The sequence below is a fragment of the Acidisoma sp. PAMC 29798 genome, assembly GCF_030252425.1.
GTDB lineage: Bacteria > Pseudomonadota > Alphaproteobacteria > Acetobacterales > Acetobacteraceae > Acidisoma > Acidisoma cladoniae.
On sequence record NZ_CP126994.1, the window covers coordinates 1,577,531 to 1,594,361 of the forward strand.

Genomic DNA, 16,831 nt, shown 5'->3' on the forward strand with positions numbered 1-16,831 from the left:
GATCTTTTAACGCTGCTCGACCGGCACGTAATCGCGGGTCGGGGCGCCGGTGTAGATCTGGCGCGGTCGGCCGATGCGGTTCGCCGGGTCTTCAACCATCTCTTTCCACTGGCTGATCCAGCCCACGGTGCGCGCAACGGCGAAGAGCACGGTGAACATGCTCGTCGGGATGCCCATCGCCTTGAGGATGATGCCCGAATAGAAATCGACGTTCGGGTACAGCTTCCGCTCGATGAAATAAGCATCGGTGGTCGCGATCCGCTCCAGTTCCAGGGCGAGGTCGAGCAGCGGCTCGTCCCGGATGCCAAGCTCATCCAAGACCTCGTGACAGGTCCGCTCCATGATCTTCGCGCGCGGATCATAGTTGCGATAAACGCGGTGGCCGAAGCCCATCAGGCGGATGTGGCTGGTCTTGTCCTTCACCTTGGCGATGAAGTCCGGGATATTGTCCTTGTGGCCGATCTCGGCGAGCATCTTGAGCACGGCCTCATTAGCGCCGCCATGCGCCGGACCCCACAGCGAGGCGATGCCGGCCGCGATACAGGCGAAGGGATTGGCGCCGGTCGAACCCGCGAGGCGCACCGTGCTGGTGGAGGCATTCTGCTCATGATCCGCATGCAGGATCAGGATGCGGTCCATGGCGCGGGCGAGGATCGGGTTGACCTTGTAATCCTCGGCGGGAACCGCGTTCATCATATACAGAAAGTTCGCCGCATATCCGAGGTCGTTGCGCGGATACATGAAGGGCTGGCCGATCGAATACTTATGCGCCCAGGCGGCGATCGTCGGCAGTTTGGCGATCAGGCGAAAGGCGCTGATGCGGCGGTGCTCGGGGTTATTGATGTCGAGGCTGTCATGGTAAAACGCGGAGAGCGCACCGACCACGCCGCAGAGCACGGCCATGGGATGGGCGTCGCGGCGGAAGCCCTGGAAAAAGCTGCGTAGCTGCTCATGCACCATTGTGTGATGCGTCACGCCGATATGGAACTCTTCCATTTCGACGGCATTCGGAAGCTCGCCATTGAGCAGAAGATAGGCGACTTCGAGGAAATTGGAATTCTCGGCGAGCTGGTCGATCGGGTAGCCGCGATGCAGCAGAATGCCTTCGTCGCCGTCGATATAGGTGATCTTGCTGTCGCAGGCGGCGGTGCCGCCATAGCCCGGATCGAAGGTGAAGATACCCAGATCGGCATAGAGTTTTCGGATATCGGCGACCGGCGGCCCCATGGTGCCGTGCAACAACGGCAGGCTTGCAGTCTTGTCCGCGCCGCTCAACGAAATAGTTACTGCGTCCTTGGCCGTGTCGCTCATTCCGCCGCCCTTTGTTTCATCGCGTGAACCGCATGAGACCGACGCCCGAGGGGCCTGGATGAGCCACCAAAGGACCTGATCACAGAAGCCTGTCACATAGGGCCGCCCTGGGATGCTGGCAACGTTCGCGGGTGCAGCACAGGCGCACGCCTGCCGTGGGGCGAAGGGGTGTCAATAAGGCCCTTGCTTCACCAGCTTGCGCCAGGAGGCAATCACCGCCTCCCGGCTGTCGCGGGCATGGCCGACGCCGTGACCGCGAATGAGGCCGATGGCCTCCGCCGCCAGTGATTGCTCGGCCGCCTCCGCCGCCGAAGGGCGAAGACTGCGAACGAGATCGGTCGCCACCGTGCCGTCGTTCAACAGGCCCATGGTTTCCTGCGCCTCGGCCAGACGCTTGATCAGCCGTCTGCCGCTTTTGCTTGGCAGCACATCGACAAACACTTCAGCCTGATAGCGCAGCTTTTTACACCTGATCCGGAGGTCGTGAATCTCGCTCGCAGGCAGCGCTGCCAGATCGCGCGCCGGACGCGCGGTCTTCTTCCAGCGGCTTTCGATGCATTTGACCGCGAAAGGCCCGATGGTCGTGCCGGCTTCGTCTTCGCTGAGCGTCGGATCGGCATGGCGCCAGCCCTCACCGAGGGCGAGGCCCGCCAGCCGCCAGGCGAGATCGCGATAGGCGGCGCCGTCCAGAAAGCGCACGAGGGCGACATAGGCGGCATCGCGCCGCGCCGTCGCTGCGCGCCGCAGCCAGTCGGTCACCGTATCGGCCTCCTCCAACGTGCCGGCGAGGGGCTCCACCGTTTCCGACAGGAAGACATCCCAGTCGCGCGCTGGGCCGAGCACCGCCTTGAGCGCGGCGAGTGGCGGCTTGAGGGCGTCTTCCGCGTCGCGCAGGATCGGCCGGAAGGCTAGCATCAGGGCGCGCAGGCGCCGCAGCGCCACCCGCGCCTGATGCACGGGCTCGGCACCGTTGCCTGGCGCGATCTGGCTCAGCCGCATCAGGAAGGTGGTGATGACGCCGAACAGGAGAACACCGAGCGCTGCCTCGGTCGGCATCTCTGGCGCCAACTCGGGCGCCGCACGGGCCTTCAGCTTCACCTGCCCCAGCATTTGCGCTTCATAAGGCAGGCTGATCAGGCTCGGCGTGACGGCCACGTCGGCCGCCAAAGCGCGTGCGAGGGACAGCGCAGCGTCCAGCGGGCCTGTGATCTCAGCGCGCGCAAAGGGGCGGGTTTCGGCGCCGTCGCCATCGGCATCGATCGCGGTCAGGGTGCCCGTGGTGATGCGCAGATCCAGCACGGCATCTTCGTGGATAACTTTCAGCCGCTGCAGCCGCCCGGTGAGGCTCGCGATCGGCCGTAGAGGACCCGGCAGGATCTCCCCAAGCTGGCTTTCCAACTCGGCGGGGTGGGCGGAGGAGGCGATTGCGGTGGCGGGTGTGCCAGGCCGGCGCGGCCAGCCCAGGCCCAGGCTTTCCATCACCCAGAGCGGCCCGGCTTCCGCGAGGGCCAGGTCCTGCAACGCCAAGGCGCGATCGGGGGTGTCGTGCCACATCTTCTGGACACTGCGATAGCGCGCCCGGCTGCCCTTCGGCCGGCCGAGAGCCGGGTGTTTCCCCAGGGCGAGGGCGACCGAGGGTCCGCCCGAGAGTTCGAGCGTGATCATTTCGTGGCGGCCTGTCCGATGTCCGAAGGTGTCAGGAAGCGCACCATCCGCGCGCCTTCCGGTAGATCGTGCCATCCGCCCGCGACGGAGAACTCGGCCAAAGCGGCTGTCGGGAAGCCGCGGGCCAGGCGGCCGGCGCCGCCCACGCCCTGGGCCATCTGATGCGCACCCGCCAGCATCATCGCCAGATCGTGCAGACCTGGATTATGGGCGATGACGAGCACGGACTGGGTGTCGGCCGGCAGGGCCGCGACCTGGTCGAGGATCTGCCGGGGCGTCGCGAGGTAAAGATCAGGCGAGCGGATGACGCGCGCCGGTGCGGGCAGAGGCTCCAGCCGCTCCAGCGTTTCCCGCGTGCGGCGGGAGGAGGAGACGAGCACCAGATCCGGTGCCAATCCAAGGCTGTGGAACGCGCGGTGCATGGTGGCGGCGCCCGCATGACCCTCCGCGTCCAGAGGGCGGTCGTGATCCGTAAGGGCAGCATCCGCCCAATTGGATTTGGCGTGCCGGAGCAGGAGAAGCTGACGCATGGGCTGTTTTTACACGAAATAAGGCCCATGTCGCCGCCCGGAGGCGACCAGTGCATCCGAATTTCCGGCTCAGGACTAATCTGAGGTAGGTCATGCTCGATTTCGTGGTTAAGGAGATATGCGAATGATGATCGGCCAAGACGACGGCCTGATGCCGCGTGGAGCTGCCGCATGACGGCGCCGCTCGCACGGCGGTCCGTGCTCGCCGCAGCCGGTGGCGCCGCTTTGTTGATGACGCCTTGGCGCGCCTTGGCGCAGGGCGTGCCGCCAGGCGGCCAGCTGGTCTTCCGTTTGACGCGGGAGGGCGATGTCATCGGCCATCAAACGATCGCTTTCGAGACATCGGGCAATACCCTGACCATCCGCATCGCGGCCCAAATCAAGGTCAGGATCGCCATGGTGACGGTCTATGCCTTAACCCATAACGAGACGGAGACTTGGCAGAACGGCCAGATCATGAGTTTCGCGGCGACCACGAAAAAGAACGGCAACGATTTCTATGCCCAAGGCTGGCGCACCGCCGCAGGCTTCATGGCACGCGGCACCAAGCGACCCGATGCTTATCTCGCTCCGGCCAATGCGCTGCCGACATCGCAGTGGAACCACGCCATGCTGGACGGGCCCATGATCAATACCGAGGACGGGAAGCTGATGCACCCGACGGTGACATCCCTGGGCTATGCCGATTGGCCACTCGCCAACGGCAGCACCGTGAAGGCGCGGCATTACAACGCCTCGGGCGATCTGCATTTCGACACGTATTTCAGCGATGATTGGGTGTGGCAGGGCTTGTCTTTTAAAGCCGATGACGGTTCGGTGGTCACCTATCAAAGGTTGTGAGGATGAAGCGTTGGATCACCTGAAGCTCGCTATCGAGCAGGTCACGCCCTTCCGGCAAAACTGCGCCATCATCTGGAGCGAATTCGCCAAGCACGGCGCGATTGTCGATCCGGGCGGCGATGTCGATCGTCTGCTCGAGATCATCGACGGGCTCGGCATCAAGATCGACCATATTCTGCTGACCCATGGCCATATCGATCACGCTGGCGGTGCCGCGCGGCTGCGCGATGAACTATCCGCCCGCGCCGTGGAGCCTGTGCCGATCTGGGGCCCCGATATCCGGGACCGTTTCCTGCTCCAGGGTCTGGCCGAGACGGGCAAGGGCTATGGCATCATGGATGCCCGCGCCTTCGAGCCCGATCGTTGGCTGGTGGAAGGCGACCACATCGTCATCGCCGGGCATACCTTCGAGGTGCTGCATTGCCCCGGGCATACGCCCGGCCATATCGTTTTCGTGGACCGCACCATGGGCTTCGGCATCTTCGGGGATGTGTTGTTCCGAGGATCCGTCGGGCGCACGGATTTCCCCTATTGCAGTTCGTCGGACCTGCTTACGTCGATCCGCGACAAGCTGATGACGCTGGATGATTCCTTCGTGTTCCTTTGCGGCCATGGCGCGCGCTCGACGATCGGGGAGGAGCGGCGCAACAATCCCTTCGTGGGCAAAGGGGCGTGACTATGGACGATACGCCGCGCTGGAAGCATGACGGCGTGCAGGTCATCCATAGTGATAAGCTCGATCCCAATACGGCGCAGACAGCGGGGATGGAGCGGGCAGCCGCCATTAACCATGCCCGCGTCGGCGCGCAGAAGATTTGGGCCGGCACGGTCAAGATCGCGCCCCATGCCAAGACCGGCGCGCATCATCACGGCGAGGTCGAGAGCGTGATCTACGTGCTGCGCGGCCAGGCGCGTATGCGCTGGGGGGAGCGGCTGGAGTTCATGGCCGAGGCCGGGCCGGGCGATTTCATCTTCATTCCGCCTTATGTGCCGCATCAGGAGATCAATGCCGGTGACAGCGAGCCGCTGGAATGCGTGCTGATGCGCAGCGGCAGCGAGGCGGTGGTGGTCAATCTCGACATCGCCATGGTCGAGGCGCCTGAAGCCGTTGCCTGGATCGACCCCATTCACCGTCCTGCTTGAGGACGCCGATGGCTGACGTCGCGATCATCGGCGCCGGTGTCGTGGGCTGCGCCATCGCCCGCGCACTCGCGCTTGCGGGCCTGTCCGTGGTCCTGATCGAGCGTGGCGCGGATATTCTGTCGGGCGCCAGCAAAGCCAATTCCGCGATCCTACATACCGGCTTCGATGCGCCCCCCGGCAGTATCGAGGTGCAGGCCATGCAGGCCGGCTACCGCGCCTATCTCGCCATCCACGAGAGCCTCAACCTTCCGCTGCTGCGCACTGGCGCGCATGTCATCGCCTGGACGGCGGAGGAGGCCGCCAAGCTCGACGGTATTCTCGCCAAAGCTCATACCAATGGTGCGGCAGATGCCAGCCTCATCGATGCGGGCGAGCTGGCGCGGCGTGAGCCCGCGCTCGGGCCGGGCGCGGTGGGTGCCGTGCATATCCCTGGCGAGTTCCTGATCGATCCCTGGTCCGCGCCGCTGGCCTATTTGCTGCAAGCCATGGAACACGGCGCAGAGGTGTGGCGGCAGGCGGAGGTGACGGCGGCCAATTTCGATGGCGCGTCGTGGCGATTGCAGACCGCGCGTGGCCCGCTGGAGGCGCGTGTCGTGGTGAATGCCGCCGGGCTGTTCGGCGATCATGTGGAGGCGCTGGCGCGGCCCGCGCCTTTCGCCATTCGACCGCGCCGGGGACAGTTCCTGGTCTATGACAAGCCAGCCGCCGCGCTGGCGCGATCGATTCTGCTGCCGGTGCCGACCGAGCGCACCAAGGGCATCGTGTTGTGCCAGACCGTCTACGGCAATCTGCTGGTCGGCCCGACGGCGGAGGAGGTCGCGCAGCGCGACTTCGCCGTGACAACCGAAGACCAGTTGCACATGTTGAAGGACGTGGCCGAGACGCGGCTGCCCGGTCTGCGCGATATCAGCGTGACCGCGACCTATGCCGGTCTGCGCCCGGCGACGGACCGGACCGATTATGTGCTCGAAGCGCTGCCGGAGCGATGCTGGATCACGGCATGCGGCATCCGCTCGACCGGTCTCACCGCCGCGCTCGGCATCGCGGAGATGGTGCGTGATCTGTATGCGGCGCATTTCGGCGCCCTCACGCCTGTGGCCGCGCCGCGTCCGGTCTTCGTGCCGAACCTCACCGAAAGCTTGCCGCGCGGGATCGACGGCGCGGCGCCCGGCCCGATCCTGTGCCATTGCGAGGGCGTGACCCGCGCCGAGGTTCTGGCGGCACTCACCGGGCCTTTGCCGGCCACCGATCTCGGCGGCTTGAAGCGACGCACCCGCGTCATGATGGGGCGCTGTCAGGGCTTCTATTGCGCCGCCAATGTCGCCGTCGTGGCGCCTGCGTTCTTCCCGGCATGACGGCTGTCGTCATCATCGGCGGCGGCCCGACGGCGGCCGGCGCCGTGCGGTCCCTGCGGCGCGCGGGCCTGCGCGATATCGTGGTGCTGGAGCGCGAGCCCGAAGCTGGCGGCGCGTCGCGCCATTGCGGCCATACCGGCTACGGGCTGCGGGAATACGGCCGGCTGATGACCGGCCCGGCTTTCGCGGCACGCCTGCGGGCCGAATTGGCTGAAGTCGACCTACGCACCGGCCATACGGCGCGCGGCATCGACGCCGATGGCGGGTTGAGGGTGGTCGGTCCCGATGGCGGTTACACCCTCGCGCCGCGTGCGGTGCTGCTCGCCATGGGCGCCCGGGAAACGCCGCGCAGTGCCCGGCTGATCGGCGGCATCCGCGCCGCCGGGGTGATGACCACCGGCACCCTCCAACAATGCGTCTATCTCCAGAACCGCCGCCCGGCGCGGCGCGTCGTGGTGATCGGCACGGAGTTGGTGGCATTCTCGACCATCCTCACTTGCCGCCACGCCGGCATCGAGATCGCCGCCCTGGTGGGGGAAATTGCAGGGCGACGGCCGGCCGATCTGGTCGCGGCGCATATCTTTGGGGTTCCGGTCCTGCGTGGCTTCCATGTCGAGTCGATCGAGGGTGGTCCGCAGGTCACGGGCGTGCTGCTGCGCGATACGAACGGTCAGTCGAAGCGCATCGCCTGCGACGGGGTCGTGTTCAGCGGCGCTTTTGTACCGGAAACCTCGTTGCTCGCGGGGCGTTCGATGCCGTCCGGATTCTTCGCCGCCGGCAACGTTGTGAACCCGGTGAAGACGGCCGGTCGCTGCTTCCGCGAGGGCCAGGCCGTCGCCACCACGCTCCGGCGCTATCTGGCGTGATGCCGGCCCTCGGTATCGACCAGGGCACCACGGGCACTAAGGGCGTGCTGCTCTTTCCAGATGGCACGCATCAGGTTGTCTTCACGGCGCGCCATGCGCAGAGCCACCCCGCCGCCGGCTGGGTGGAGCATGATGCCGAGGAACTGCTCGCCCATATTTCGGGCGCGATCGAGGCGGCGGGCGAGGTTGCCGCCATCGGCCTCGCCAACCAGGGCGAGACGGTGGTGGCCTTTGATGCCCAAACCGGGCGGCCGATCCACCCCGCCATCGTCTGGATGGATGCGCGCGCCGAGCCGACCATCCAGCGCCTGCGCGCCGAGGGCGCTGAGGCGGTGTCGCTGGCCCGTGCGGGACTTCCGCTCGACAGCTATTTCTCCGCCGGCAAGCTCGGCTGGATCATGGAGACTGTGCCTGAGGCGCGGGTGCTGCTGGCGCAGGGCCGCCTGCGGCTGGGCACGAGCGATGCGTTCTTTCTGTTTCGCCTGACGGGGTCGTTCGCCACCGATCTTTCGACGGCGTCGCGCACCGGGCTGTTGAACCTCACGGACGAGACCTGGGACGAAACGCTGTGCGGACTCTATGGGGTGCCGCCGGAAACGCTGCCGCGCATCCTGTCGAGCGACGGTGCCTTCGGTCTCGCGACGGGCGTGCCAGTCACCGCCAGTCTGGTCGATCAGCAAGCGGCCTTGTTCGGCCATGGGTGTCGGGGGGCCGGCGCTCTGAAATTCACCTTTGGCACCGGCGGCTTCGCCCTCGCTGTGACCGGGGAAGCGCCGGTGCATGACGCGGTCAGCGGGCTTCTCACCACCGTCGCCTGGCGGCGCGGTGCCGTCACCACCTACGCGCTTGATGGCGGGCTCTATCACGCGGCCTCGGCGCTGGATTGGGCGCGGAGCGTCGGCTTGTTCGCGGATCATGCCGAGATCGACGATTTCGCGGGACCGACGGCGCTGGAGCGTGGCCTGGTCTTCGTGCCGGCACTCACCGGTCTCGGCTGCCCGCATTGGGACCGTGGTGCCACGGGCCTCTTCATCGGCCTGGGGCTGGGCACGACGCGGCAGGACATGGCACGGGCCGTGCTGGAAGGCGTGGCGCTCCGCGCGGCCGAGGTGCTGGAGGCGATGGGAACGCTGATCGCCTTGCCGGACGTGATTTCGATCGACGGCGGCCTGTCCCGCAACCGCTATTTCTGCCGGTTCCTGGCGCGGGTGCTGGGTCGCGCGGTGACGGTGTTTGACGGGGAGGCGGCGGCGCTCGGCGCGGCGCTGATGGCGATGGAAGGGGCGGGGCTTGCGGCACCCGCCCTCCAATCCGTGGTCGGCGCGCAGTATGAGCCGGAGGCGCCCTTGGCCGCGACCCACCGTGACCGCTTCACCGATGCGGTCCGCCGGGCGCGGGGTTGGGGCTGAAGGCGGACGGTGGTCTTCTGGATATCGTCGTCTAAGTCTCTCGTCATGGCATGCGAAGGCAGGCCATCCACGCCTTGCCTTCGGCCCGCAAGGAAGGCGTGGATACTCGGCCTTCGCCGAGCATGACGGGTGCGTGTCGAGAGGTTGAGGCCGCCCCCTTAACGCTCGATCGCGATTTCGGCGGCGGCAATCTCCGCCTGGCGCTGCCGCACGGCGGCCTCACCGATCGGCGGACCCTTGAAGCGACGACGCTCCAGAAGGAACCAGCCGAGGATCAGCAGCACGACGCAACCGATCGCGTAATTGTCCAAGATGTCGTTCGGCGGCCGCGTGCCGATGAACAACAGGATGATCGAGCCGAGCACCGTAATGATGGCGAAGGGCTTGGATAGCGCACCGAGACGGAAGGGCCCGAACTCCGTCCAGGTCTTGCCCTCGGCAAAGAAACCGGCGGCAACCGGCATGGCGTAGGAGATATACAGGAACACGGCGCAGCCGGCGGCCAGGGCGCTGAAGGCCGGCGAATAGAGCGTCGCCAGAATCGCCAGCACAACCACGGTCCAGATCGCATAGGTCGGCGTGCGATAGACGTGGTGAACCTTCTTGAGGCCCGACGACCAGGGCAGACCGCCGTCTCGCGCGAAGGCGAACAGCATGCGCGATGTGGAGGTGACGCCCGCCAGAGCGCACAGGTAGTTCGCCAGAACGATGGCGATATAGATCAGGAATTTTAGCCAGGTCGGGATGCCAAGGCCGCCGAGCAAGTTGAAGAAGACGTTGCCGCCGTCCTTGGCCGCTTTGGTGACATCGGGCATCGCGAGCACGAAGGCGCAGATCATAATGTAGCCGAACACCGCCGACCAAACCACGGCGTGGATCATGCCCTTGGGCACGGTGCGCTGGGCATTGACCGTTTCCTCAGAGGTATGGGCCGAGGCGTCGAAGCCGGTGATGGTATAAAGCGGTAGGATGAGGCCAAGGGCGATGGCCATCAGCGAACTGCCATAGTGCGGAAAGACCCCGCCGCCGGCGTCACCGGTATTGTTCACGAATGTGAACAGGCGGCTGAAGTCGAGTTTCGGCGCGGCATACAGCATGGCGACCGTCAGCACGAGCGCCGTCACTAGGATGAGATAGCCGGAAAAGTCGGTCAGTTTCGTCGTCAGGCGAATGCCGAAATGATTGAACAGGCCCTGGCTGCCGGTGATGATGACGACGCCGATGGCCTGCTGCCACAGCCCCCATTTGGAGACATCCATGTGGAAGATATTGGTCAGAACCAACTGGGTGAACAGGAGATAGACGCCGACATTCACCGAGGCCACGACGAAGATGAGGCCGAGAAGGTTGATCCAAGCAGTCGCCCAGCCCCAGCCGCGTCCACCGAGAATCGAGGACCAGTGATAGAGCCCCCCGGCGGTGGGATAGGCCGAGGCGATCTGCGCCATGGAACAGGCCACGATCAGCGCGAAGACCGAACCAATCAGCCAGCCGACGCCGATTCCGAAGCCGCCGGCCGAGCTGAAGCCGAGCTGAAACGACGTGATGCCGCCCGCAAGAATGCAAATGATCGAGAAGGAGATTGCGAAGTTCGAAAAGAGCGGCATGCGGCGGGAAAGCTCCTGCGCATAGCCCATCTTATGAAGATGCTGGATGTCGGTATCGATCGGCGTGTTGTCAGACACAGGCGGGGGCGGAGACATGACGTTCCTTTCAAGCTGCCCAGCAAGGTTACCGTTAGATTACCATTTTGTTCAACTATCCGTGTTACGGCGCTGAGAGGCTTGGATGCGGTGGCTTTGATCGCCGCTTGGCAAGCCAGCCCCGAGATGACACGATCGGCTAGGTCCTTGGAGCTATAGGATTCTCCGGGCCGGTAGCGTCAAAAAACACGGGGAGCGACATGTCCGAAGACATACGGAACGCCAGGAATGTCGTGGTGGCCGCCTATCTCGGCTGGACGCTGGATGCCTTCGACTTCTTCATCATGATTTTCGTCTTCGACGACGTCGCCAAGACCTTCGGCGTCGGACTGACCACGGCGAGCTTCGCCATCACATTGACACTTCTGATGCGCGCCTTTGGGGCCTACTTCTTCGGCCGGCTCGCCGATCGTTACGGCCGACGCCCGGTCATGATGGCGAATATCCTGTGCTTTTCGGCTCTGGAATTGCTGTCCGGCCTTGCACCGACATTGCTCGCCTTCATGGTCCTGCGGGCGCTGTTCGGCCTCGCCATGGGCGGTGAATGGGGCGTCGGATCGTCCTTGACGATGGAGACCATTCCCGCTCGTTGGCGCGGCTGGGTCTCGGGCTTGCTCCAGGCGGGCTACCCGAGCGGCTATCTGCTCGCGACGCTCGCCTATGGCATCCTCGGGCCGCATGTCGGCTGGCGCGGGTTGTTCATGGTCGGCGCCATCCCGGCGCTGCTCGTGGTCTATATCCGCCGTAATGTGCCCGAAAGCCCGGATTGGACGCTGCGGCAGCAGCGTCCGCGCACCCCGGTGATGGAGGTGCTGCGCAAGAATATCGGCCTCACGGTCTATGCCGTCATCCTGATGATGGCCTTCAACTTCTTCAGCCACGGCACGCAGGATATCTATCCCAAGGCCTTCCTGAAGGTGCAGCACGGCTTCAGCCACGACACCATTACCATCATCGCCATTACCTATAATATCGGGGCGATGCTCGGCGGCGTGTCGTTCGGCGCCATCTCCCAAGTCATCGGGCGGCGCAAGGCGATCGTGATCGCCGCCGTCCTGGCCTTGCCGATCATTCCGCTGTGGGCCTTCTCGTCCTCGCCATGGCTGCTCGGCCTCGGCGCCTTCCTCATGCAGTTCATGGTCCAGGGCGCCTGGGGCGTCATTCCCGCCCATCTGAATGAGCTGTCGCCGTCCGAAATCCGGGGCACCTTTCCGGGCGTCGTCTACCAGATGGGCAACTTCCTCGCGTCGTATAATGCGACCCTACAGACAGCTATTGGCGCGCGCTTCCACCACAATTACAGCTACGCCCTCGCTGGTGTGGCGGGCGTTGTGGCGGTGATGATCGCGCTGCTGGTGGGTTTTGGCATCGAGAACAAGGACGTGAAGCTCGGCGTCGAAGCGGTGCCGGAGCCGCGACGGGTCGCCTAGCGGCTCTTGGTGGAATGCGCTGCGCTTTTCCACCCTGCGAGAGGCACGGCCCCGTAGGGCGGATGAGCGCAGCGCTATCCGCCGAAGGCCGGCAGCGTCACCACCATGCAGGTCCGGCCATCCTCGCGGCGGTCGCGCAGGCTCAGGCTGCCGCCATGCGCCTGCACCAGATCGCGGGCCACGACGAATCCGAGCCCCGTGCTGCCGTAACGGAAGGTGCCGGAAAACGGCATAAACGCCGCCGCCGCGTCCACATCCCGAAACGGGCGGCCATCATCGGTCAGCACGATGGCGATCATGGCGCCATGATCCTCGACATGAACCACCGCCCGCTTCGCCTGGGCCTTCGCCGACACCCGCAATAGATTGCCGAGCGCCCGGCCGACATGAACGCGGTCGGCCTCCAGCATCACATGCGCCGGCGCCGTATTCTCCACCGCGAAGGTGGTGTGGTGGCGGCACAGCTCCTCGGCGATCTCGGCCACCAGCTCCGCCAAGCCGAATCGCGTCGGCGTCAGGTTCGGCGGCTTTTCACCGGTGAAATCCACCGTCCGTTCGACCAAGGCATTCGCTTGCTCGAACAGCGTGACGAGGAGCGAGCCGGACCGGCTGACCTTGGCGTCCTCGGACATCGACAGCCGGTCGGCGATCATCAGCGCCGAGGTCATCATATTGCGCAGGTCGTGATTGATCTTCGCCTGCAGCATGCCGAGTTCGGCGAGGCGACGCAGGCGCCAGCGGTCCTCATCGAGTTCCGCCCGAAGCCGTACCAGCTCTTCGGATGGGTCGCTCATACGAGGAAGCCTTCCCGCATCGGCACCGCCATCGCCTCGTCCGCGGCGATCTGCCCACCAGCGAAGAGTTCCGCCAGAAAGTCCGCGTCCGTATTGAACTTGCTTGAAATCGGCAGGTCGCCCAGCGCCGGATCGGCATCGAGGGCGCGCAGCAGCAGGCCGGGCGGCAGGGTCAGCAACTCCGTCTCCAGCACCGTATGGCAGGCGATTTCATTGAGGCGGTTCATGATTTCGGCAGGTGTCCGGGGCACGCCGTGGCGGCGGGCGGGCTGGCCGCGAATGAGGATCAGCTCGCGCGGATGATGGGCGAGGAGGGGGGCGAGCGGCGGATTGCCGCTATAGCCGCCATCCCAAAAGGCGCGCCCGTCGATTTCGACGGCGGGAAAGATCAGCGGCAGGCAGGTGGAGGCGAGCAGCACATCCACGGTGATAGTCTCATTTGTGAAGATGACGGCGCCGCCCGTTTCCACATCCGTGACACCGACATAGAGGCGTGTCGCGGACGGATGGCATAGCAGGTCAGGCTGCAACATCTCCTCCAGCAGCGGGCGCAGCGGATTGTGGCCGAGGGGGTTGAGCTGGTGCGGGCTGAACAGCCGCATCGTCGTCTCCAACCCCGCCCAGACCATGTTATTGCTGAGGTCCCAGCCGTAAAGCCAACGTTCGATGGGGGAATTCTGCACCGGGCTCATGGCGCCCGCCGAGCCGACGCTTTTCCACAAACGGCGCATCGCGGCACGCGCACCCGGCGCGCCGTTTTCGACCATGCCCTGTACCATGGCCGTGCCAAGCATCGCGCCGGACGAAACGCCGCAGACGGAGTCGAAGACGCTTCCGGTCTCCAACAAGCGGTCGAGCGCGCCCCAGGTAAAGGCGCCGTGCGCCGAGCCACCCTGGAGGGCGAGGGCGATTCCCCCCGTGTCTCCTGGCCCTGAACCGGTCGGTCTTGATGGCATTTTGATGTCCATGGGCGATAGATGAGCGAAAACTCGCATCTGGCAACGGCTGCTTGCGCATTGACGCCTGTGGGAGGCGAACCTTATACCCCGCCGCAACGGTGCCTTCGCGGGCGCCGCGTCGGCTGTTGTCGATCGTCGTTACCGGGTCCGGTGGAAAATAGTCCACCATGACCAAGAAGTCTGGAGAGAATTGTGAAGCGCACCTATCAACCCTCGAAGATCGTCCGCAAGCGGCGGCATGGCTTTCGCGCCCGTATGGAAACTGTTGGCGGCCGAAAGGTGCTCGCCAATCGTCGTGCCAAGGGCCGCAAGAAGCTTTCCGCCTAGTTTCGTACGCTGAAGGTGGCGCCGTGGCGACGACTCTCATGAGCCAGCCGCCACGCCTCAAGCGACGGGCTGAGTTTCTTCGGGTTGCGAGCAAAGGGGCGAAGGCGCCGATGCCGGGTCTGGTGCTTCAGTTCATGCCGCGTGAGGATGACGCGCCGTTTCGCGTCGGTTTCACGGTCACAAAAAAGGTCGGCAACGCCGTGGTCCGTAACCGGACCAAGCGGCGGCTGCGAGAAGCTGTGCGCCTCACCATGGATATCGAGAGCTATCGTGGTTTCGACATGGTGGTGATCGGCCGGGACCGTACGGCGGCGCGGCCGTTCCTCGACCTGATGGCCGATGTTCGCAATGCGGTCGCCAAGGCGCGCCGCACGGTTTCGACGCAGGCAACCCGTTCATGAACGACATGCTGGCGACGCTGCTGCGCGCCTTGCTGATCGGACTGGTGCGTTTCTACCAACTCGTCTTCCGCCCCATTCTCGGCTCCAACTGCCGGTTCACGCCAAGCTGCAGCGACTATGCGATCGCCGCGGTTCGCGAGCATGGCGCCGTCCGCGGCGGCTATCTCGCGGGCCGCCGCATCCTGCGCTGCCATCCCTGGCATGCCGGCGGGGACGATCCTGTGCCGCCTCGCCACGACCACTGTGACCACCCTCATTCTGACTCGACGCCGGGCGCGCCCCGGCAATCAACCTGGGACCCTGTCGGCTGATGGATCAGAAGCGCCTCATAATCGCGATTGCGGTCTCTCTCGCGATCCTACTCGGCTTCGAGTTCCTGGTGCGGCCGCACCTCCCGCAACCGCCACCCGAGCCGGCGGCCATCGCCACCACCACCAATCCGTCTGCCGATAACCCAGCGCCTTCGGGCACGGGCGCCCCTGGCGCGCCCGCCACGGCCGCGACCTCGGCGCCGTCCCCGCGGGTCATCATCCAGGCGCCCCGCGTTGCCGGCAGCCTCAACCTGCGCGGCGCCTCGCTCGATGATCTGGTGCTGACCGATTATCACGAGACGATCGACCCGAAGTCGCCGCTGGTACGGTTGCTGGAGCCGACGTCGCAGCCGAAGCCCTATTACATCCAGTTCGGCTGGACGGCCGCGCCCGGTGCGGTGCTGGACGGCACACCGGTCAAGCTGCCGGATTCTAACACGCTGTGGACCGCCTCAGCCACCACTCTCGATCCCGCGCATCCGCTGACGCTGACCTGGCCGAACGGGCAGGGGCTGACCTTCTCGATCCTGCTCACCATCGACGACCATTATATGTTTGCGATCGATCAGAAGGTCGCGAATGCGGCCAAGCAGCCGGTTGCCCTCTATCCGTGGTCGCGCATTCGCCGCGACTACCAGCCCGAGACGAGCGGCTACTATTTGCTGCATGAAGGCCCGGTCGGCGTCTTCGGCGGCACGCTGCATGAGCTTGGCTATAAGGGCATCAAGAGCGACGGCGCCCATCATGACGGCGTCGGCTACACCGAGACGAGCAATGGCGGCTGGCTGGGCTTCACCGACAAATATTGGCTGACGGCGCTGATCCCGGACCAGCAGACGGATGTCACGGCCTCGGCGCGCGCCTTCATGGTGAACGGCACAGACGGCTATCAGACTGACTTCATCTCCAAGGCGCCCGAGACCGTAGCGCCCGGCGCCACCGTGTCCACCACGAGCCGGTTGTTCGCCGGCGCCAAGGTGGTCAGCCTGCTGGATCGCTATGAGGCCGAGTATCATATCCCGAGCTTCGACAAGTCGGTCGATTTCGGCATCTTCTACTTCCTGACCAAGCCGATCTTCTTCGCGCTCGATTACCTGAACAAGGTGCTGGGCAATTTCGGCCTGGCGATCATGGTCTTCACCGTCGCGGTGAAGCTGCTGTTCTTCCCGCTCGCCAACAAATCCTACAAGTCCATGAGCAAGATGAAGCTCCTGGCGCCGAAGATGCAGGAGGTGCGGGAGCGCTTCAAGGATGACCCGTCCAAGCAGCAGGGCGAGATCATGGCGCTGTATCGCGCCGAGAAGGTCAATCCGGCATCAGGCTGCTTGCCGATGGTGATCCAGATCCCGGTCTTCTTCTGCCTCTATAAGGTGATCTTCGTGACCATCGAAATGCGGCACGCGCCGTTCTTCGGTTGGATCCATGATCTATCGGCGACTGACCCCACGAATATCTTCACGCTCTTCGGCCTGATCCCTTGGGACCCGATGGCGGTCGCGCCCTTCCTGCATCTGGGCATCTGGCCGCTGATCATGGGCTGCACCATGGTTCTGCAGCAGCGCCTGAACCCGCCGCCGCCGGACCCCACACAGGCCCGCCTGTTCCAGCTCATGCCGATCATCTTCACCTTCATGCTGGCGCGCTTCCCGGCCGGACTGGTGATCTACTGGAGCTGGAACAACCTGCTTTCCGTCGCGCAGCAGTGGTTCATCATGCGCCGCACGCGGCTGGACCGGCCGTCCCGCGCGCTTCGCACCGCCCGCAAGGGCGCCTGAGGCGCTGGGTCT

17 protein-coding genes are annotated in these 16,831 nt (G+C 65.1%); 11 read left to right on the top strand and 6 right to left on the bottom strand.

Features of this window, described 5'->3' with window-relative positions; genetic code table 11:
* Positions 1-6 precede the first annotated feature (6 nt).
* The 3 genes from gltA to QP803_RS07535 form a co-directional block, all read right to left on the bottom strand.
* Positions 7-1,311: a citrate synthase gene (gene gltA / locus QP803_RS07525; protein ID WP_284947166.1), complete on the bottom strand. Its 1,305-nt coding sequence runs from the start codon at positions 1,309-1,311 to the stop codon at positions 7-9.
* Between the two features lie 171 nt (positions 1,312-1,482).
* Positions 1,483-2,976, bottom strand: a complete 1,494-nt coding sequence (locus QP803_RS07530) for a CHAD domain-containing protein (RefSeq protein WP_284947167.1) — start codon at positions 2,974-2,976, stop codon at positions 1,483-1,485.
* Positions 2,973-3,506, bottom strand: a complete 534-nt coding sequence (locus QP803_RS07535; protein ID WP_284947168.1) for a SixA phosphatase family protein — start codon at positions 3,504-3,506, stop codon at positions 2,973-2,975. The genes QP803_RS07530 and QP803_RS07535 overlap by 4 nt, the downstream gene beginning before the upstream one ends.
* A gap of 171 nt (positions 3,507-3,677) precedes the next feature.
* Between QP803_RS07535 and QP803_RS07540 the strand changes: the two genes are divergently transcribed.
* Genes QP803_RS07540 through QP803_RS07565 form a run of 6 tightly spaced genes read left to right on the top strand, consistent with a single transcriptional unit; the run spans position 3,678 to position 9,119 of the window.
* Positions 3,678-4,346 (top strand): DUF6134 family protein, encoded by a 669-nt coding sequence (locus QP803_RS07540; protein ID WP_284947169.1) that lies wholly within the window; start codon positions 3,678-3,680, stop codon positions 4,344-4,346.
* Positions 4,347-4,356: 10 nt separating this feature from the next.
* Complete coding sequence (locus QP803_RS07545) at positions 4,357-5,022, top strand: MBL fold metallo-hydrolase (RefSeq protein ID WP_350356071.1); 666 nt, start codon at positions 4,357-4,359, stop codon at positions 5,020-5,022.
* A 2-nt stretch (positions 5,023-5,024) separates the two neighbouring features.
* Positions 5,025-5,489, top strand: coding sequence for a cupin domain-containing protein (locus QP803_RS07550; RefSeq protein WP_284947170.1), 465 nt, complete (start codon positions 5,025-5,027; stop codon positions 5,487-5,489).
* Positions 5,490-5,497: 8 nt separating this feature from the next.
* Complete coding sequence (locus QP803_RS07555) at positions 5,498-6,844, top strand: NAD(P)/FAD-dependent oxidoreductase (protein WP_284947171.1); 1,347 nt, start codon at positions 5,498-5,500, stop codon at positions 6,842-6,844.
* Positions 6,841-7,710 carry an NAD(P)/FAD-dependent oxidoreductase gene (locus tag QP803_RS07560; RefSeq protein ID WP_284947172.1) on the top strand — a complete coding sequence of 290 codons (870 nt, stop codon included), beginning with the start codon at positions 6,841-6,843 and terminating at the stop codon, positions 7,708-7,710. Before QP803_RS07555 ends, QP803_RS07560 begins: the two co-directional genes overlap by 4 nt.
* A complete protein-coding gene (locus QP803_RS07565) occupies positions 7,710-9,119 on the top strand; it encodes an FGGY family carbohydrate kinase (protein ID WP_284947847.1) in 1,410 nt (469 codons plus the stop codon). Before QP803_RS07560 ends, QP803_RS07565 begins: the two co-directional genes overlap by 1 nt.
* Positions 9,120-9,277: 158 nt before the next feature.
* Here the strand turns inward: QP803_RS07565 and QP803_RS07570 are convergent, their stop codons facing one another.
* Positions 9,278-10,822 (bottom strand): amino acid permease, encoded by a 1,545-nt coding sequence (locus tag QP803_RS07570; protein WP_284947173.1) that lies wholly within the window; start codon positions 10,820-10,822, stop codon positions 9,278-9,280.
* A 200-nt stretch (positions 10,823-11,022) separates the two neighbouring features.
* Between QP803_RS07570 and QP803_RS07575 the strand changes: the two genes are divergently transcribed.
* Positions 11,023-12,252 carry an MFS transporter gene (locus QP803_RS07575; RefSeq protein WP_284947174.1) on the top strand — a complete coding sequence of 410 codons (1,230 nt, stop codon included), beginning with the start codon at positions 11,023-11,025 and terminating at the stop codon, positions 12,250-12,252.
* 74 nt (positions 12,253-12,326) lie between these two features.
* Here the strand turns inward: QP803_RS07575 and QP803_RS07580 are convergent, their stop codons facing one another.
* Positions 12,327-13,046, bottom strand: coding sequence for a sensor histidine kinase (locus QP803_RS07580; RefSeq protein ID WP_284947175.1), 720 nt, complete (start codon positions 13,044-13,046; stop codon positions 12,327-12,329).
* Complete coding sequence (locus QP803_RS07585) at positions 13,043-14,002, bottom strand: patatin-like phospholipase family protein (protein ID WP_284947176.1); 960 nt, start codon at positions 14,000-14,002, stop codon at positions 13,043-13,045. Before QP803_RS07585 ends, QP803_RS07580 begins: the two co-directional genes overlap by 4 nt.
* 195 nt (positions 14,003-14,197) lie before the next feature.
* Here QP803_RS07585 and rpmH point away from each other — a divergent pair, with 195 nt between their 5' ends.
* Genes rpmH through yidC form a run of 4 tightly spaced genes read left to right on the top strand, consistent with a single transcriptional unit; the run spans position 14,198 to position 16,819 of the window.
* The gene (gene rpmH, locus QP803_RS07590; RefSeq protein WP_284947177.1) at positions 14,198-14,332 is read left to right on the top strand and encodes a 50S ribosomal protein L34; all 135 of its coding nucleotides are present in this window, start codon (positions 14,198-14,200) and stop codon (positions 14,330-14,332) included.
* A 38-nt stretch (positions 14,333-14,370) separates the two neighbouring features.
* Complete coding sequence (gene rnpA, locus QP803_RS07595; RefSeq protein ID WP_284947848.1) at positions 14,371-14,733, top strand: ribonuclease P protein component; 363 nt, start codon at positions 14,371-14,373, stop codon at positions 14,731-14,733.
* A gap of 5 nt (positions 14,734-14,738) precedes the next feature.
* The gene (gene yidD / locus QP803_RS07600) at positions 14,739-15,044 is read left to right on the top strand and encodes a membrane protein insertion efficiency factor YidD (RefSeq protein WP_284947849.1); all 306 of its coding nucleotides are present in this window, start codon (positions 14,739-14,741) and stop codon (positions 15,042-15,044) included.
* Positions 15,044-16,819 carry a membrane protein insertase YidC gene (gene yidC, locus QP803_RS07605; protein WP_284947178.1) on the top strand — a complete coding sequence of 592 codons (1,776 nt, stop codon included), beginning with the start codon at positions 15,044-15,046 and terminating at the stop codon, positions 16,817-16,819. The genes yidD and yidC overlap by 1 nt, the downstream gene beginning before the upstream one ends.
* The last annotated feature ends 12 nt before the right edge of the window (positions 16,820-16,831 follow it).